Source organism: Aeromonas sp. 600886 (assembly GCF_049174935.1).
Classification (GTDB): Bacteria; Pseudomonadota; Gammaproteobacteria; order Enterobacterales; family Aeromonadaceae; genus Aeromonas; species Aeromonas veronii_A.
The window spans coordinates 1-18,284 of record NZ_JAAKUB010000015.1 but is presented as its reverse complement, the minus strand read 5'-3'; the positions used below and the strand labels follow the sequence as shown (position 1 = coordinate 18,284).

The following is an 18,284-nucleotide window of genomic DNA, read 5'->3' as shown; positions in this document are numbered from 1 at the left end:
CCACATAGCCACTCACTGCGGCCCCATCACCTCGTCGCACAGGGCGATTAGGGCCGCACTCAAGCGGGTGAGCGGCTCGCTCCCGCTTCCCCCGGCATGGAGCGCCAGCTCCACCGGCGCCACCTTGGGCCACTGGGTCAGGGCCAGCTGATCGGCGAGCATCAGCCGTTTGGGCAGCAAGCTCACCCCGATCCCCGCGCTCACCGCCCCCTGCAAACTGGCGAGGCTGGCGCTGACATAGGCGATACGCCAACGCCGCCCCAGACCATCGAGCGCCTCGGTCATCTGGCGCCGATAGAGCCCTTCGCTCGGGAACACCACCAGCGGCAGCGGATCCCGTTCCCGGGCGGGCCAGTCGCGGCTGTCGACCCACACCAGCGGCTCGCGCCAGCTGGCAAGGGGCGAACCCTGCCCCCGCGTCTGTTTGACCAGCGCCAGATCCAGCTCTCCCGCCTCGAAGCGCTGCCAGATCTCGTGGCTCAGGCCGCTCTCCACCTCCAGCCGCACCTCGGGGTAATCGCGGGCAAAGGCGGCCAGTACCGGGGTGATGGCACCGGCGGCGAAATCCTCCGGCACCCCGAGGCTGAGCGCCACGCACCCTTCCGTCACTTGTTCTTCGGCCTGCGCCAGCAGCGCCAGAATGCGGCGGGCCAGCCCCAGCAATTTTTCCCCCTCCGCCGTCGCCACCACCCTTCGGCCAGCGCGATCGAGCAGCGGGCAGCCGAGCTGCTGCTCAAGGCGGCGGATCTGCTGGCTGATGGTGGATTGGGTCAGATGAACCCGTTCACCGGCGCGGGTAAAACTGCCGGTGTCGATAATGGCGACAAAACTGCGCAGCAACAGGGGATCCAGCATGGGGCACTCCATTTACAAAACCACTGAAACTCATTCTATCATTTAATTTCCAAATGACTTTTTTCGCCGCTAGGCTGGCATTTGTTCTGTCAAATCAGGGTTTTTCATCATGTCACAGCCTCTTGTAGCGTCTACCCCTCTTCGCTCGCTCACCCCATCAACCTCACTCCAGACTCACCGACAATGGCTGGAGCAGGCGGTGCAACTGGCCAGAGCAAATCACCGGCAGGGCGGTCGCCCCTTCGCCGCCCTGCTGGTGCGCGATGACCAGCTGGTAGCGAGCGCGGTCAACGGCATTCATCTGGATGGCGATCCCACCCGTCACGCCGAGCTGGAGGCGCTGCGCAAGGCAAGCCAGAGCGCGCCGCTCGCGGGCAGCATCGTCTATGCCAGCGGTCACCCCTGCCCCATGTGCCTCGGCGCGCTGGTGATGAACGGTATAGCCGCCGTCTATTACGCCTTTGATAACGCCGATGCGGCCCCGTTCGGCTTTGACAGCACTGCCGCCTATCAAACGCTGGGACTGCCGCTGGCACCGCCACCTCTGCCGCTGGTCAAACTGGCCGTCACCATGACGGCGGCGGATCTCTACGGCCACCAGCCGCAACAAGCAGCGCCTGATCATGAGTAAAGGGACTTTCGAACGCCCGGCAGAAGCGCGCCGCCAGCAGTTTGCCCTGCTGGTGCTGGTGATCCTGACTGGCCTGAATCTGCGCCCCTTTCTTACCGCCATCGGCCCGCTGAGCGGCGAGATTGGCCGCGCCCTGTCGCTGGGGATGGACACCCTCGCCTGGCTTACCCTGCTGCCGCTCTGGCTCATCGGGATTGGCGTGCTGCTCACCCCCAGCCTGCGTCGGCGCGCCAGTGCGCGCCAACTATTGGGGGCGGCCCTGCTGCTGCTCGGCATTGGCAGCGCCATGCGCTTCGATGCCCAAAGCGGCAGCTTGCTGATCGCCAGCGCGGCGCTCTGCGGCCTTGGTTCGGCACTGGTGCAGGGAGTGCTGCCCGCGCTTATCAAGCAGGCCTTCGCCCACAAGGTGCCGTTGGTGATGGGGATCTTCTCTGCCTGCATGATGGGGGGCGGGGCGCTGGGGGCCAGCCTCACCCCACGGCTGGCGGCCAGCCTCGACTGGTCGCGGGCGCTGGCGTTCTGGAGCCTGCCGGTGCTGCTGGCCCTCGTCTGGCTGGTGTGGCAAGTGCGTCTGCCACGGGCCGCGGCAATCGCCATTCCCCACGGCGAACAGCGGCTGATCACCCTGCCCCGCAGCTGGTTGCTGATCGTCTGCTTTGGCATCATCAACAGCGGCTACGGCATCGTAGTGGCCTGGCTGGCCCCCGCCTATATGGCGCAAGGGTGGAGCGCCGCGCAAGCGGGCGAGCTGGTCGCCTGGCTGGCACTGGCGCAGACCGCCAGCGGCCTCGGCCTGCCGCTGCTGGCGGCGCGCAGTCTGGATCGACGACCCTGGATAGGCCTTGCCATCGCCATGCAGCTGGCGGGATTCGGCGGCCTATGGCTGGCGCCAGCCAGTGCCCCCATTCTCTGGTGCATGCTGTGCGGCGCCGGTCTTGGCGGCAGTTTTTCGCTGATCATGGTGATTGCGCTCGATCACCTGCCCGACCCGCGCCGCGCGGGCACCCTGAGCGCCCTGATGCAGGGCTTCGGCTTTATGCTGGCGGCCACCGGCCCCTGGGTGGCGGCACGGCTCTATCACTATGTGAGCGACTTCGCAGCTGCCTGGCAGTGGCAACTGGGGGGCTTACTGCTGATGAGCCTGCTGGTGCTGCGCCTCGACCCGCGCCACTACCCTCGCGTCATGGGGTTACCGACCGCCAGCGAGCCAACCCATTCTGCTCCTCTCCCAACCAGCGCTGCGGCCCAAAGCAACACACCGGCCTGAGGCCGGTGTGTTGGAGATAATAGTGTTGGGGATAACCGTATTGGAGATGACTGGCGGCTGACGCCACTCAGGGGAGCAACTCAGCGCCCCTTCTTCTGCCGTCCGCTGTTAGCGGTGCGCGGCTTGCCAGCGGCCGGTTTGCCACCCTTGGGTGACCCTTTACCAGCACCACCTTTATTGGCGGCACCTTTGCCCGCGCCCCCCTTGCCCACCGGCAGCTTCTTCTCGAAGGCTTCCGGGCCCGGTACATTGGGGCGCCCGCCAATCTCGTGATCATCATCGCGGCGCGGCTTCTTGCCTTGGGCCGGCTTGGCGGTTTGCGCCGCAGGAGCCTTGGCCGCCTTGGGCTTGTCGCCTTTGGCCGGTTTCACCTCGGAGGAGGAGTCCTCAATCAGCTTGAACAGATCGAGCAGCTCGTCGTCGGTCAGATCGCGCCACTCGCCCACCGGCAGCCCCTTGAGGCTGACGTTCATGATGCGAATGCGCTCCAGCTTGGTCACTTCAAAACCGAAGTGCTCGCACATGCGGCGGATCTGGCGGTTAAGCCCCTGCACCAGGGTGATGCGAAAGACGAACGGCGCCTCTTTCTTCACCTTGCACTTCTTGGTGACAGTACCGAGGATCGGCACCCCGGCCGCCATGCCGCGCACAAACTCGTCGGTCACCGGCTTGTCGACGGTCACCAGATACTCTTTCTCGTGATCGTTGCCTGCCCGCAGGATCTTGTTGACCAGATCGCCGTGGTTGGTGAGGAAGATCAGCCCCTGCGAATCCTTGTCGAGCCGCCCGATGGGGAAGACCCGGGTGCTGTGGTTGACGAAATCGACGATGTTGTCCTTCTCGCCCGCCTCTGTGGTACTGACGATGCCCACCGGCTTGTTGAGGGCGATCAGCACCAGACTGTCCGCCTCGCGCGGCTCGATCACCTGACCGTTCACCTTGACCAGATCGCCAACCTGCACCTGATCGCCAATCCCGGCGCGCTTGCCGTTGATAAAGACGTGGCCCTGCTCGATAAAGCGGTCGGCCTCGCGGCGCGAGCAGATACCACTCTCGCTGATGTATTTGTTCAGGCGCATGGATTCGTTAGCCAGCATGAGTCACCTGCCACAGGGTCTGGGCCACGCCCGGTTGTGCCATCGCCTGTTCCGGCTGCGCCGGAGAGGCTGTCTGCTGCATCAGCCAATTCACTACGTCAAAGTTCTGCATACCATTCCATCTTCAAAAAAGGCCAATGCCAGCTTATCCATCAAAAAACGCCGCTACAGTAGCATAATTGCCCCCTCTCAGGGGCAGATAGTTGCAGAGTCGCAGCGCCCAAGCGGGCATCCGAGGACAAGTTCACGCCGCCAGATGGCCCGCGATGCAGCCTTCGAACGGCCAGCCTGATGCCAACGGCGGGATTAGGCGCCCACAGCCAGCGCGGACGAACGCCATCAACTATACATATCACCTTGTTTCCATTAGGCTTTAAGCCGGTTGGCAGCGCCTTGGATGCTGCGCCAAACTCGCCCGCCCAAAGGCGGCCCCATCTCTATCGCCAAGGATTGCACCATGCTGGCTCACACTCGCCGCCTTGTTCGCCGTGCTCTGCTGACCCTGTTGCTGCTGTTGCTGACCGCATGGGCGGTGATCGCCTACTTCGCCTGGCAGGCAGCGCCGCTGCAGCTGTGGCACACAGTGGTGCCCCCCGAACTCAGTGCCGATGAGCTCGATCGCAGCGACTGGCAAGCCTATCTGGCCCGCGAAGCAGAGCTGTTCGAGCTGGTGGCCACCGAGGTAGTAGCCAAGACACCGCCGGAGCAGCAACTGGCCAGCAATCGCTACTATCAGGACGCCCCCATCAATCCCGCCCGCTTTCAGCAGAACTGGAACCGCTCCTACCTGCTGCGCCCCGAGGGGGAAGTCAAAGGGGTAGCGGTGCTGCTGCACGGCCTGACCGACTCCCCCTACAGCCTGCGCCATCTGGCCAGACGCTATCAGCAGCAGGGCTTTATCGCGCTGGGGCTGAGGCTCCCCGGCCACGGCACTGTGCCCGCTGGCCTCGTGGATGTGGATTGGGAGACCTGGCTGGCCGCCACCCGACTGGCGGTGCGGGAGGCCAGATTGCTGGCGCCGGGCAAGCGGCCGCTGCATCTGGTGGGCTTTTCCAACGGCGGCGCGCTGGCGGTGAAATATGCGCTCGATGCACTGGCCGACCCGAGCGGCGCACTGGCAAAACCGGATCGGCTGGTGCTGATCTCCCCGATGATCGGGGTGACCCGCTTTGCCCGCTTCGCCGGGATCAAGGCCGTGCCTGCCCTGCTGCCCGCCTTTGCCAACGCCGCCTGGCTCGACACCATGCCGGAGCTCAACCCGTTCAAGTACAACTCGTTTCCGGTCAACGGCGCGCGCCAGTCCTATCGCCTGACCCACGCCATCCAGCAGCAGGTGCGCCAGCTGGCCGCCAGTGGCGAGCTGGCGGCGTTTCCCCCCGCCCTCACCTTCCAGTCGGTGATGGACTACACCGTCAGCACCCGCTCCATCATTGCCGATCTCTACCATTACCTGCCGGCCAACGGCAGCGAACTGGTGCTGTTTGATATCAACCGCAGCACCCTGTTTGGCCCGCTGATGAGCTCGGCCTCCGAGCTGGCGCTGCACCGCTTGCTGCCAAACGCCCCCGGGCACTATCGCCTCACCGTGGTGGGCAATGTCGAGCCAACCTCCCCCGCAACCCAGGCCAGAACGCTGGCCAGCGCCGACCAGCCTGAGCAGCTCCACCCGCTGGGCATCGACTATCCCAAAGAGATCTACTCCCTCTCCCATGTGGCGCTCCCCTTCCCGATGGACGACCCCCTCTATGGCATGGCGGCACGCCCGGAGCAGCGGGAGCAATACGGCATCAATCTCGGCGGTCTGGCCCTGCGTGGCGAGCGCGGCGTGCTGATCGTCAACCCCGGCGCCCTCACCCGCACCTCCTCCAACCCCTTCTCCCCCTATCTGCAGCAGCGGGTAATGGAGACCCTCACCGCTCCTCCCGTTACCAGCCCTGCCGCCGTAACTCCTGCCAGCAGTGGTCAACCTGATGCGGCCTATCAGGCCGAGCTGGAGCAGTTTTTACAGGAGAGCGACGAGAGCAGCGCGCCTTTCTAGGGCGTCTCTGCCACATCGGCCAAGCGGCCGACGTGCTTGGCGCGATAGCGATACGAGAAAGGGGCCGTCAATTGACGGCCCCTTTCTATTGCTGATGGCGATGGGAGTGATGGCTTGGTGGGCTCAGGGATAGATGCTGACTTCTATCAGGTTCTGATCCGGGTCGAGGAAGTAGAGTGATTCTGATAGGTGTTGCACCGTCAGGCGCCGCGCCAACCCTGTCAGGGATAGATGCTCACTTCTATCAGGTTCTGGTCAGGGTCGAGGAAGTAGATGGATTCTATCGGCCCGCAGGCACCGCTTTTGGTCACCGGCCCCTCGACAATCTCCACCCCGTGGCAGGCCAGCTGGGCCATCACCTGCTCCAGCGGCCAGCGGGTGATAAGGCAGACATCCCCCGACCCCACCTGCGCCCGATTGCGCGGCTCCTGCCCCAGCAGTTGCAGATTGATCTTCTGGTTGCCAAACCCCACAGCCCGGCGCCCCGCACCGAAGGTGATGGCCTCCATATTGAGCACCGAACTGTAAAACGCCACGGCGCGCTCGATATCACTGACCGTCAATACCAGATGGTCGATATGGCTGATCATGGTTACCTCCTGGTGGTGATATGGCTGATGTGACCGGCATCTGCCCGCAAGCATCCGACTGTCGTCGCCACGGCGGGCAACCCCATCTTACCCGGCAAGAGAGAGCCCATGTGTGCCGTGGCGCGCAAAGAGAACGCAAATGATCTGGTCAAATAAATTCGCGTTACTGCACCGCTGCGCACGCTTTATTCCGCTGGGCCTGCAGGGTCTCATCTTCGCTATCCATCGCCGCCAGAATCGCCTGATTGCAAGCCCGCTCTGCCAGCTTGGCCGGACTCTGTTTGGCATCCCCTATTTCGGCGATAAGGGGCCGATAACTGACGGCTGCCGAGCAATACATGGTGCGAAATTTGGGCAGTTGCCAGCTGCTGTCATCCTGCCGGGTCAAGTCATCACACAGCTTGTGAAAAAGGGCGGACGCCTTGACCGTGCACTGGCTAAAACGCCGCACATCCTGCTGGTAGGGACGACAAACGCTCGGCTGCTGGATCTGCCACAGCTGAAAAGAGAACGGAACCGACTCCCCTTCATACTGCACCACCAGCGTCTTGGCCTCAGTGCCATAGATATCCGCAACCTGCTGCTGTACCAGATTGAGATAAGCCGAAAAAAGATAGGAAACCGGATCCATCACCACCTCCCTGTGGTTGTCACTGTCGGGCTGTATCACGAAAACCGGAGCGATTTTCAAACGAGCAACAGACGACAACAGCTTACTGATTTGGTTGGAAAAAATGATACTCTTCTCGCCACCCTCATGTACAACGCTCAAGGCTAAAGTGCGATGCAACAATGCGGTATTTATGAACAGCTCATTACTCAACTGCTGACATCTCGACTCGACCGCGAGCGCTTTTACGTGGGGGAACGCCAACTTGAGCCTGCCGAAGCGGCAGTTTGGTTATCCAGATTTCTGAGCCGGGTTTTGGAATATGCGGTGGGCTCGGTAACTGGAGAGGATCAGCTGCAACGGCAGATTGAGCTGGCTAACCAGTTATTGCTTTGGCTAAAGGATCGCACCCAAGACCCAGACTTTATTGGCGAGAACCTCATCGATAGTCAGGGAAAAATTCTGACAGCACTCTACCAGTTGGATAACCCCATCTCCGCCAATTTAAAGCAATATGCCGAGGATATTTTCCCTCTGACAGGTCTCACTCAGAGCGAACTGTTTTGTGGCAGCAATGCGGGTTTGTCGATGGAGTCGGAGATTAAACGGGAAATTTTATCGGCAGATAGCATCTGCTGGCTGGTCTCATTTATCAAATGGGCAGGTATCCGGATTTTCCGTCATGAGCTGGAAGAGTTCACTCACAGCGGCCGCCAATTAAAAGTAATTACTACCTCTTATATGGGGGCGACCGATGCCAAGGCAGTTGAATTTTTAGCCAGCCTCCCAAATACCGAAGTCAAACTCAGCTATAACACCCAGCGCGAGCGGTTGCATGCCAAGAGCTATCTCTTTTGCCGAAATACCGGCTTTCATACCGGCTATATAGGTTCCTCCAATCTCTCTCACTCTGCCCTCACCAGCGGCTTGGAGTGGAACCTAAAAATCACCTCGCAAGAGATCCCTCATATTATCGAGAAATCCCTGAGTACCTTTGAAACCTATTGGGAATCCGATGATTTTGAGCTGTTTGATGGCAAGCTCGAAAACCGTACAAAATTGCAGCATGCACTGCAAGAGGCCCGTGGGGATGGGGACAAAAATAGCCCTGCCTATTTCTTTGATATCACGCCGTTTCCCCATCAACTGGAGATCCTTGAACAATTGGCGATGGAGCGCGCTTTACACCAGCGCTTCCGTAACTTGGTGGTTGCGGCCACCGGTACAGGGAAAACCCTGATCTCCGCTTTTGATTTTGCGCGTTTTCTGAAAACCAAACCCGATGCCAAGTTCCTGTTTGTCGCCCACAAAGAGGAGATCTTGCGCCAAGCATTAGCCTCGTACCGCGGTGTGCTCAAGCAATCCAATTTTGGCGAACTCTTAGTCGGCGGCGCCGTGCCAACCCACTACCGTCAACTATTTGCCTCGGTGCAATCCTTGAATAACCAGCTGGCTAATTTACCTCTTAGCCCAGATTATTTCGATTACATCGTCATTGATGAGGTTCACCATATTGCGGCGGCCAGTTATCGCGGTCTGCTCGCCGCCTTTGAACCTCACATTCTGTTGGGATTAACCGCAACGCCAGAGCGCCATGATGGCGGTGATATTCTTGCCGACTTTTGTGGTGTCATCGCAGCAGAGATCCGCTTGCCCGAGGCCATCAATCGTCGCCATCTCTGTCCGTTCCAATATTTTGGTATCGATGATGATACTGACTTGCGCCAAGTGGCTTGGAAAAATGGCCGTTATGACATCACTGAACTCACCAATATCTATACCCATAACCAGCAGCGGGTACAGAAAATAGTCCAGAGCCTCAATGAGATCGTCACCGATATTACCAAGATAAAAGCGCTGGCATTTTGTGTGAGCCGTGAACATGCCGATTTTATGCGCAAGGCCTTTTTATTGAAGGGCATCAAGGCTGATATTCTCACCAGCGATAACCGAGAAGAACGGTATAGCAAACAACAAGATTTGCGTACCGGCGTTATCAATATTCTCTGCGTGGTGGATATCTTCAACGAAGGGGTTGATATCCCGGAAGTCGATACCTTGCTATTTTTACGACCAACGGAAAGCCTCACTATCTTCTTGCAGCAATTAGGGCGCGGCCTGCGGCTGGCGAGCGATAAAGAGTGCTGCACCGTGTTGGACTTTGTTGGCAATGCCCGTGCTGAGTATGACTTTGCCCAGAAATTCCGGGCACTGGTGGGTAAAACTAATAAGGCGATCAGCCACGAGATCAAACAGGGCTTCCCTCACGCCCCCTTGGGCTGCCGCATCGAACTCTCAAAACAGACCCAAGAGTTAATTCTGAGCAATATCAAGAAGGCGACCCTCAATACCTCACGCCTCATGGGCCTGATCCGCCGTTTCTCACAGGACTGTGATTTACCACTGACGCTGGCGAACTTTTTGAAGTTCTACCCTCACATCAGCCTTGAGGAGATCTACAAGCGCGGTAACTGGAGCGCCTTGGTCAAACAGGCTAGCAACCATACCATTTCTGAAATGAGCGATGAGAAGCTGTCGACCCTCTACACCCGGGCCATCAAAACCCGGCTATTGGGCTGCGATGCGCTCCATTACTTGAAATTCTTACAAACCTTGGTGGCAGACGCCTTTACCTTAACGGCCGAACACGATGAACGTATGGCCTTGATGTGCCATTACGACTTCTGGCAACAGAGCGGCCCCAATGCAGGCTTTAGCTCCTTGGCGCACAGCCTGAAACAACTCAATCAACCAGAGTTAAGGGCCGAGCTGGCAGATCTGTTGCCCATGCTGCTCAACCGGGTGCAACACGAACAAAGCGCCATGCCAAACCTTCCCGGTAATCCGCTGCAACTGCATGCTCGCTATGCCAGAGAGCAGGTGCTGGTTGGCTTTGGCGCGACCACCTTCGCGCAGCAACCCACGGCTCGCGAAGGGGTCTATGTCATCGCAGAGCAAAATATCGAGTTGCTGTTCGTGACCTTGAACAAAACGGAACAGCACTTCTCCCCCACTACCCGTTATCACGACTACGCCATCAACGAGTCGCTGTTTCATTGGCAGAGCCAAAACAGCGCTCGCCCAGAACGGGGTAAGGGGCTGAGTTACATAAACCACAGAGCAGAAGGTAAGCGCTTGTTTCTGCTCGTTCGTGAGCAGAGCAAAGATGAATTTGGCCGCACCCTTGGCTTTGTGAACTTTGGTGAGGTGGAGTACGTATCCCACACTGGCAGCCAACCGATGAACATTAAATGGCGTCTCACTACTCCGATGCCGCCATTTATGTGGAAAGAGGCCGCCAAACTGGCTGTTGGTTAGTAAGGCTTCTCACCCGGTGGGAAGATGACGCAAAACCCACCGGATTCTTGCCCAAAACCCCGGCTAAATTATCCAGTTGCATAATAACCATGCGGCCTTGCGGTTGTTTAACTGGCCCTAACGTCAGATAATACCGCCCGCCTTCAAACCCCGATAACCCGACTTTCAGTGACGGTAATTGATGACTGAGTACCTGCTTTTATTGATCGGCACCGTGCTGGTTAACAACTTCGTGCTGGTGAAATTCCTCGGCCTCTGTCCCTTTATGGGGGTCTCCGGCAAGCTGGAAACCGCCATCGGCATGGGGCTGGCGACCACCTTCGTGATGACCCTCGCCAGTGCCAGCTCCTATCTGGTGGAGCACTATATCCTGCTGCCGCTGGATATCGCCTATCTGCGCACCCTCGCCTTTATTCTGGTGATCGCCGTGGTGGTGCAGTTTACCGAGATGGTGGTGCGCAAGAGCAGCCCGACCCTCTATCGCCTACTGGGGATCTTCCTGCCCCTCATCACCACCAACTGTGCGGTGCTCGGGGTGGCGCTGCTCAGCATCAATGAGCGACACGACTTTATCCAGAGCGTGATCTACGGCTTTGGCGCCGCCACCGGCTTCTCGCTGGTGTTGATCCTGTTTGCCGCCATGCGCGAGCGTCTGGTCGCCGCCGATGTGCCCGCCCCGTTTCGCGGGGTGTCGATTGCCATGATCACCGCCGGTCTGATGTCGCTGGCCTTTATGGGCTTTACCGGCCTTATCAAGATATAACCATGATCCATATTCTCTTTGCCATTCTGGTGCTCACCCTGCTGGCGCTGGCGTTCGGGATTATCCTGGGCTTTGCCGCCGTCAAGTTTCATGTGGAAGCAGACCCCATCGTCGATCAGCTCGATGCCCTGCTGCCCCAGACCCAGTGTGGCCAGTGCGGCTATCCCGGCTGCAAACCCTACGCCGAGGCGCTCGCCAACGGCGATCAGATCAACAAGTGCGTACCCGGTGGCGAGGCCACCATGCGCAAAATTGCCGATCTGATGGGGGTCGAACCCCAGCCGCTGGGGGACAGTGACGAGGCCGCAGTGCCAGTCAAAAAGGTCGCCTTTATCCACGAAGATCAGTGCATCGGCTGCACCAAGTGCATTCAGGCCTGCCCGGTGGATGCCATCGTCGGCGCTACCAAGGCGATGCATACCGTGATTGCCAACGAGTGCACCGGTTGCGATCTCTGTGTCGATCCCTGCCCGACCGACTGCATCGAGATGATCCCGGTGCCCACCACGGTCGATAACTGGAAGTGGGATCTCAATAACGTGCATGTTCCGGGCAAGATTCCGGTCAAGATAGTGGAATAAACAGCGGAGCAACCATGCATTCCTTACTCGAACGTATCAAAGCCGGCACGCTCTGGGACTTTCACGGTGGCATTCACCCCGCCGACAACAAGCTGCAATCAAGCCAGAGCCCGGTGGTAGACGCCGGTCTGCCGCCACGCCTCATTATTCCGCTACGCCAACACGCAGGCCCCGCCGGCGATCTGCTGGTGCAGGTGGGCGACAAGGTCAAAAAAGGGCAGCCGCTGACCCGTTATGCCAAGGGGCGGGTCGTCCCTGTCCATGCCTCCACCTCGGGCACCATCACCGAGATTGGCAACCACACGGTTGCCCACCCCTCCGGACTCGGCGATCTCTGCGTCATTCTCACCCCCGATGGTGAGGATAAGTGGGGCGAGCGCAATGGCAAAGCCGATTACTGGAATCTGGAGCGGGGCGAGCTGCTCGAACGCATCCAGCAGGCAGGGGTCGCGGGCCTTGGCGGCGCCGTATTCCCCACCCACAGCAAGCTAGATGGCCGCGGCCAGCTCACCGAGATCCTGATCGTCAACGGGCTGGAGTGCGAACCCTATATCACCACCGACGATAGGTTGATGCAGCAGTATGCCGACGAGATCATGGATGGCATCCGGGTGCTCAAGCACCTGCTCAAACCGAAACTCACCCTGATCGGGGTGGAAGACAACAAGCCCGAGGCGATCGAGCAACTGACCCGCCACGCCACCGATGAGGATGTGCTGGTCAAGACGGTACCGACCAAGTACCCCTCGGGCGGAGCCAAGCAGACCATCGAGCTGCTCACCGGCCGTCAGGTGCCCAAGGGGGGCCGCGCGGTCGATATCGGCATCATGGTGCTCAACGTCGCCACCGTGTTTGCCATCAAGCGTGCCATTATCGACGGCGAACCGCTGATCGAGCGGATCGTCACCCTCACCGGCGATAGCTTCAAGCAGCCCGGCAACGCCTGGGTGCGCCTCGGTACGCCGGTACGCTGGCTGTTGCAGCGTTTCGAGCTGCAACCGGAAGCGGAGCAGCGGGTGATCATGGGTGGCCCCATGATGGGCTTTACCCTGCCCCACGCCATGGTGCCTGTGGTCAAGGCCACCAACTGCCTGCTGGCGCCGACGCAGGCCGAACTGCCCGCCCCCGGCCCGGAGCAGCCCTGCATCCGTTGCAGCGCCTGTGCCGATGCCTGCCCGGCCACTCTGCTGCCGCAAGAGCTCTACTGGTACAGCCGGGCCAAGGAGTATGACAAGGCCGAGAAGCTCAACCTGATGGACTGCATCGAGTGCGGCGCCTGCGCCTGGGTCTGCCCGAGCGAGATCCCGCTGGTGCAGTACTACAAGATCGCCAAAGACGACATTCGCGAAGCCCGTGCCGAGGCCGAAAAAGCCGAACGCGCCAAGCAGCGATTCGAAGCCAAGCAGGCCCGTTTCGAGCGGGAGAAAGCAGCCCGCGAAGCGCGCCATGCCGAAGCCGCCGCCCAGCGCCGTCAGACCATGACGGCCGCAGGCGGCGAAGATCCGGTGGCAGCGGCACTGGCCCGCATCAAGGCCAAGCAGGATGCCCCCATCACAGCCATTGCCGCCACCGCCGAGGGCTTGCCTGACAACAGCGCCGTGATTGCCGCCCGCGAAGCCCGTAAACGGGAAGCGGAGGCGCGCCGCGCCGCCAAGCTGGCAGAGAGCGCAAACAGCGACACTGCCGCTGCGGCGCAACCCGCCGAGGCGGTTGACCTCGTCAGCGATCCCAAGAAAGCGGCCATCGCCGCCGCACTGGCCCGCGCCAAGGCCAAGAAAGCGGCTCAGGCTAGCGATAGCGCCGAGCCTGTGACTGCCGAAGCCATTGCTGCGCCTGCGGTAGATGCTGATCAGCAAAAGGCAGAGGTTGATCCGAAAAAGGCAGCAATTGCCGCCGCCATTGCCCGTGCCAAAGCCAAAAAGGCCGAGGCGAATGGTGAACCGGTAAGCGCTGCCAACGGCACGGCAGCCGAGGTCAACACGCAAAATGATGCCCCTGTCGATCCCAAAAAAGCTGCAATTGCTGCCGCCATAGCTCGTGCCAAGGCCAAAAAGGCGGCCCAGCAGGGTGACAGCGCTGAGGGCGATCTGACTGCAAACGCAGGCACCAGCGAAACGGCAGCAACCCAAAGCGATGCGCCATCTGCTGTCAGCGAAGCGGTCGATCCCAAGAAGGCGGCAATTGCTGCTGCCATCGCCCGTGCCAAGGCCAAAAAGCTGGCCCAGCAGGGCGAAAGTGCCGGTGCTGAAGATGCGCAGAGTGAGCCTACTGCCAGCGCACAGACCCGCGACGTGGAGGTAGCCAAGAGCGAAGTAACCACCAGCCACAGCGATACGGCAGCAAGCGAAGCGGTCGATCCCAAGAAGGCCGCTATCGCCGCTGCCATCGCCCGTGCCAAGGCCAAAAAACTGGCCCAGCAGAGCGCAAGTACCAATGCTGAGGTAGAAAATGCCGGTGCTGAGGTAGAAAGTGCCGGTACTCAGGTAGATAGAGCCGGAACTGAGGGTGAGCGCGCACCGGCCGAGCCGATGCAAAGCAATGCCGCCAGCAGTGAGCAACCACTTGCCGTCACAGAGGCTCCTGAAGCGAGCGCCCCTGTGGCTGACGCCCCGGTTGATCCGAAAAAAGCGGCCATTGCAGCCGCAGTGGCCCGCGCCAAGGCGAAGAAGCTGGCGGCCGAGGCAGCCAGAGCCGCAGAGACAGCCGCTGAAGATGCCCCGTCAGCCGACCGAACAACCACAAGGTAATCGACAGACTCATGTTCAATATTGCGACTGCGCCGTTTGCCCATAACCGCAAACAGACCCGAACCCTGATGCTGCTGGTGATCCTGGCCTGCGTGCCGGGCTTGCTGGCCCAGACTTGGTTCTTCGGCTGGGGCTCCTTTATCCAGATCCTGCTGGCGTTGGTGACCGCGCTGCTGTGCGAGGCGCTGGTGCTCAAGCTCCGTGGCCGCGCCATCAAGCCAGCCCTGATGGATGGCAGTGCGGCGCTCACCGCCGTGCTGATCGGTCTCTCCCTGCCGCCGCTGCTGCCGTGGTGGATGCTGGTAGTGGGCACAGCCTTTGCGATCATCGTCGCCAAACACCTTTACGGCGGACTGGGTCAGAACCTGTTCAACCCGGCCATGGTCGCCTATGTGCTGCTGCTGGTCTCCTTCCCGGTGCAGATGACCAGCTGGCTGCCACCGGAGAGCGTGCGCGCCTACAGCCTCGGCTTTGGTGATGCGGCGTCGGTGATCTTCACCGGCTTTAGTCTCGACGGCTACAGCATGACCCAGCTCAAGCAGGGGGTGGATGGTCTCACCATGGCGACCCCCCTCGATACCCTGAAAACAGGCCTGACTCAGGGGCTCACCACCGGCGAGATCCTGAGCGGCCCGCTGTTCGAGGGTTGGGGCGGCATCGGCTGGAGCTGGGTCAACCTCGGCTATCTGCTGGGCGGCCTCTTCCTGCTGCAACAGAAGGTGATCAACTGGCGCATTCCCACCGCCATTCTCGGTGCCCTGCTGGCGGCAGCGACCCTCGGCTACCTGATGAGCCCGGATGCCACCGCCACGCCGATGTTCCACCTCTTTAGCGGCGCGACTATGCTGGGGGCCTTCTTTATCGCCACCGATCCGGTCAGTGCCTGCACCACGCCGCGCGGCCGCTTGGTCTATGGCGTGCTGATCGGGGTGCTGGTCTACATCATTCGCCGCTTTGGCGGCTACCCGGATGCCTTCGCCTTCGCCGTGCTGCTGGCCAACCTTTGCGTACCCTTTATCGACAGCCTGACTCGCCCGAAAGTGTATGGAGCCCGTCGCCAATGATGTTTCTGCCCTCTTTTCCCATCACAGCTGACGGAGCCCGGACATGTTAAAGAGCATGCGCAAGAACGGCCTGATCCTGGCCATGTTCGCGCTGGGCTGCACCGCACTGGTGGTGCTGACCAACGAGTTGACCAAGGACAAGATCGCCCACCAGCAGCAGCTGGAGAAGTTGCAGACGCTGGAGGCGCTGCTGCCTGCCGGCAGCTATGACAACGATCTGGTGACCAGCTGCAAGCTGGTGACCAGCAGGAAGTATCTGGGCAGCGATCAGCCGCAAGCCCTCTATACCGCCAGCAAAAATGGCGTGGTGACCGGCTATGCGCTGGAGGCGATCGCGCCGGATGGCTACAGCGGGGCGATCCGCATCGTGGCGGGCTTTGATGCCAAGGGCACCGTCAGTGCGGTGCGAGTGCTCGCTCACAACGAGACCCCAGGCCTTGGTGACAAGATCGAGCTGAAAAAATCGAACTGGATCAACAGCTTTACCGGAAAATCCCTGACCGCCGACAATGAATCGGAGTGGGCAGTGAAGAAGGATGGCGGCGAGTTCGATGCCTTTACCGGTGCCACCATCACCCCCCGTGCCGTGGTCAAGGCGGTGAAAAACCTGCTGAAACTGCAGCACGAGCACCCGGAACTGCTCAGCAACGCCCCGGCTTGTCCGGCGGCGAACTAACGGAGTCGAGCCATCATGAACCAGATGGAACAGATTGAAACGGGCACAACCCCGATTGCCGAGCTGGAAAGCCGCAAGGGCGAGCTCAAGGAGCTGATGAGTCAGGGGCTGTGGAAGAACAACCCCTCGCTGGTGCAGGTGCTGGGGCTCTGCCCGACCCTCGCCGTCTCCTCCACCTTTACCAATGCGCTGGGGCTGGGCCTTGCCACCATGGCGGTGCTGGTCTGCTCCAACCTCGCTGTCTCGCTGGTGCGCAACTGGGTGCCGAAGGATATTCGCATCCCGGTCTACGTGATGATCATCGCCTCGCTGGTGACCAGCGTGCAGCTGCTGATGAACGCCTACACCTATGGCCTCTATCAGGCACTCGGCATCTTTATCGCCCTCATCGTCACCAACTGCGTCATCATCGGCCGCGCCGAGGCGTATGCCTCCAAGAATCCGCCGCTGCTGGCGGCCCTCGACGGCCTGATGATGGGCCTTGGTTTTACCCTGGTGCTGCTGGTACTGGGCGGCATGCGCGAGATCATCGGCATGGGCACCCTGTTTGATGGCGCCGAGCTGCTGCTGGGCGAGTGGGCCAAATCCCTGCGCATCGAGCTGTTCCACGCCGATGCCAGTCTGCTGCTGGCGATTTTGCCGCCGGGCGGTTTTATCGGGCTGGGACTGCTGATCGCCGCCAAGAACGCCATCAACGACTGGCGGGACCGCAAACAAGCATCCACAGTGGCCCACTGCAACGTTGCCCCGGCTCGCGTCCGGGCGACCGAACTATGATCGGACGCAAGGCATGAATAACCAGAAACGCAGAGAGATCCTCGAGCGACTGCGGGAAAACAACCCCCACCCCACCACAGAGCTCAATTTCAACTCGCCATTCGAGCTGTTGATCGCCGTGCTGCTCTCGGCGCAGGCAACCGATGTCAGCGTCAACAAGGCGACCGACAAACTCTATCCGGTGGCCAACACCCCGCAAGCAATGCTGGATCTCGGGGTGGACGGGCTCAAGGAGTACATCAAGACCATTGGCCTGTTCAATACCAAGGCCGAGAACGTCATCAAGACCTGCGCCATCTTGCTGGAGCGCCACGGAGGCGAGGTGCCAGAGAACCGCGAAGCGCTGGAAGCCCTGCCCGGCGTCGGCCGCAAGACCGCCAACGTGGTGCTCAACACCGCCTTTGGCTGGCCCACTATCGCCGTCGATACCCATATCTTCCGGGTATCGAACCGCACCGGCTTTGCGGTAGGCAAGAACGTGGATCAGGTGGAGGAGAAGCTGCTCAAAGTGGTACCCGCCGAGTTCAAGCTGGATGTCCACCACTGGCTGATCCTGCACGGGCGTTACACCTGTCTGGCTCGCAAGCCCCGTTGTGGTTCCTGTATCATCGAGGACTTGTGCGAATACAAAGAGAAGGTCTATCCAGAAAGCTGATAGCCTCGCAACCGAGATTGAAAGCAGTACACATCACCAACCCGGAGAACTGAGCAATGAGAATTCTGCATACCATGCTGCGTGTCGGCGATCTGCAACGCTCCATCGACTTCTACACCCGCGTCCTCGGCATGAAGCTGCTGCGCAAGAGCGAGAACAGCGAGTACAAGTACACCCTGGCCTTTGTCGGCTACGGTGACGAGAAGGATGAAGCGGTGATCGAGCTGACCTACAACTGGGGGGTGAGCGAGTACGAACTGGGCTCTGCCTACGGCCACATCGCGCTGGAAGCGGACGACATCTATGCCACCTGCGAAGCACTGCGCGCCGCCGGTGCCAAGATCACTCGTGAGCCGGGCCCGGTCAAAGGCGGCACCACCGTCATCGCCTTCGTCGAAGATCCGGACGGTTACAAGATTGAACTGATTGCCAAGAAAGATGCCGGTACCGGCCTGGGTGACAGCTTCTAAGCTGCCCTAATCCCGCTGCTGAATAGCAGGATCAAAAAAGAGCGCATCTGCGCTCTTTTTTATGCCTCTGTCCCGTCCTGAATATGGTTTACACCTTTCCCCCCAATACATGGAGAACCCGATGGGACAAGGTGTGAAACGAACA

Annotated in this window: 17 protein-coding genes; 12 read left to right on the top strand and 5 right to left on the bottom strand. The window is 60.4% G+C overall.

Going from position 1 to position 18,284, the window contains the following annotated elements; genetic code table 11:
- Window positions 1–12 precede the first annotated feature (12 nt).
- Complete coding sequence (locus tag G5179_RS12695) at window positions 13–855, bottom strand: LysR family transcriptional regulator (RefSeq protein ID WP_421258489.1); 843 nt, start codon at window positions 853–855, stop codon at window positions 13–15.
- A gap of 109 nt (window positions 856–964) precedes the next feature.
- Here G5179_RS12695 and G5179_RS12690 point away from each other — a divergent pair, with 109 nt between their 5' ends.
- Window positions 965–1,486 carry a nucleoside deaminase gene (locus G5179_RS12690; protein ID WP_216978455.1) on the top strand — a complete coding sequence of 174 codons (522 nt, stop codon included), beginning with the start codon at window positions 965–967 and terminating at the stop codon, window positions 1,484–1,486.
- Window positions 1,479–2,753 carry a cyanate transporter gene (locus tag G5179_RS12685; protein WP_421258488.1) on the top strand — a complete coding sequence of 425 codons (1,275 nt, stop codon included), beginning with the start codon at window positions 1,479–1,481 and terminating at the stop codon, window positions 2,751–2,753. The genes G5179_RS12690 and G5179_RS12685 overlap by 8 nt, the downstream gene beginning before the upstream one ends.
- A gap of 80 nt (window positions 2,754–2,833) precedes the next feature.
- Here G5179_RS12685 and rluF read toward each other — a convergent pair whose 3' ends face one another.
- Entirely contained in the window at window positions 2,834–3,850 is a 1,017-nt protein-coding gene (gene rluF, locus G5179_RS12680; protein ID WP_421258487.1) for a 23S rRNA pseudouridine(2604) synthase RluF, read from the bottom strand.
- Window positions 3,840–3,962, bottom strand: coding sequence for a hypothetical protein (locus G5179_RS12675; RefSeq protein ID WP_265177348.1), 123 nt, complete (start codon window positions 3,960–3,962; stop codon window positions 3,840–3,842). The genes rluF and G5179_RS12675 overlap by 11 nt, the downstream gene beginning before the upstream one ends.
- A 345-nt stretch (window positions 3,963–4,307) precedes the next feature.
- Here G5179_RS12675 and G5179_RS12670 point away from each other — a divergent pair, with 345 nt between their 5' ends.
- A complete protein-coding gene (locus G5179_RS12670) occupies window positions 4,308–5,888 on the top strand; it encodes an alpha/beta hydrolase (protein ID WP_421258519.1) in 1,581 nt (526 codons plus the stop codon).
- Window positions 5,889–6,109: 221 nt separating this feature from the next.
- Here the strand turns inward: G5179_RS12670 and G5179_RS12665 are convergent, their stop codons facing one another.
- Window positions 6,110–6,478, bottom strand: a complete 369-nt coding sequence (locus G5179_RS12665) for a VOC family protein (protein WP_005337594.1) — start codon at window positions 6,476–6,478, stop codon at window positions 6,110–6,112.
- A gap of 163 nt (window positions 6,479–6,641) precedes the next feature.
- Entirely contained in the window at window positions 6,642–7,109 is a 468-nt protein-coding gene (locus G5179_RS12660) for a hypothetical protein (RefSeq protein ID WP_216953278.1), read from the bottom strand.
- 153 nt (window positions 7,110–7,262) lie between these two features.
- On the opposite strand from G5179_RS12660, the gene G5179_RS12655 reads away from it, so the two are divergent.
- The 9 genes from G5179_RS12655 (at window position 7,263) to gloA (ending at window position 18,139) form a co-directional block, all read left to right on the top strand.
- Window positions 7,263–10,406 (top strand): DUF3427 domain-containing protein, encoded by a 3,144-nt coding sequence (locus tag G5179_RS12655; RefSeq protein ID WP_421258486.1) that lies wholly within the window; start codon window positions 7,263–7,265, stop codon window positions 10,404–10,406.
- Between the two features lie 181 nt (window positions 10,407–10,587).
- Window positions 10,588–11,169 carry an electron transport complex subunit RsxA gene (rsxA, locus tag G5179_RS12650; RefSeq protein ID WP_005337600.1) on the top strand — a complete coding sequence of 194 codons (582 nt, stop codon included), beginning with the start codon at window positions 10,588–10,590 and terminating at the stop codon, window positions 11,167–11,169.
- Window positions 11,170–11,171: 2 nt separating this feature from the next.
- On the top strand, window positions 11,172–11,750 hold the full coding sequence (gene rsxB / locus G5179_RS12645) for an electron transport complex subunit RsxB (RefSeq protein ID WP_108541074.1): 579 nt from the start codon (window positions 11,172–11,174) through the stop codon (window positions 11,748–11,750).
- Window positions 11,751–11,764: 14 nt separating this feature from the next.
- On the top strand, window positions 11,765–14,497 hold the full coding sequence (rsxC, locus tag G5179_RS12640; protein WP_421258485.1) for an electron transport complex subunit RsxC: 2,733 nt from the start codon (window positions 11,765–11,767) through the stop codon (window positions 14,495–14,497).
- 11 nt (window positions 14,498–14,508) lie between these two features.
- Window positions 14,509–15,561, top strand: coding sequence for an electron transport complex subunit RsxD (gene rsxD / locus G5179_RS12635; RefSeq protein ID WP_204479647.1), 1,053 nt, complete (start codon window positions 14,509–14,511; stop codon window positions 15,559–15,561).
- A gap of 43 nt (window positions 15,562–15,604) precedes the next feature.
- Window positions 15,605–16,237, top strand: a complete 633-nt coding sequence (gene rsxG / locus G5179_RS12630; protein WP_421206477.1) for an electron transport complex subunit RsxG — start codon at window positions 15,605–15,607, stop codon at window positions 16,235–16,237.
- 15 nt (window positions 16,238–16,252) lie between these two features.
- Window positions 16,253–17,014, top strand: a complete 762-nt coding sequence (locus tag G5179_RS12625) for an electron transport complex subunit E (protein WP_421258484.1) — start codon at window positions 16,253–16,255, stop codon at window positions 17,012–17,014.
- Window positions 17,015–17,027: 13 nt separating this feature from the next.
- Window positions 17,028–17,669: an endonuclease III gene (gene nth, locus G5179_RS12620; RefSeq protein WP_005337609.1), complete on the top strand. Its 642-nt coding sequence runs from the start codon at window positions 17,028–17,030 to the stop codon at window positions 17,667–17,669.
- 56 nt (window positions 17,670–17,725) lie between these two features.
- Window positions 17,726–18,139, top strand: coding sequence for a lactoylglutathione lyase (gene gloA / locus G5179_RS12615; protein ID WP_005337610.1), 414 nt, complete (start codon window positions 17,726–17,728; stop codon window positions 18,137–18,139).
- Window positions 18,140–18,284: the final 145 nt, after the last annotated feature.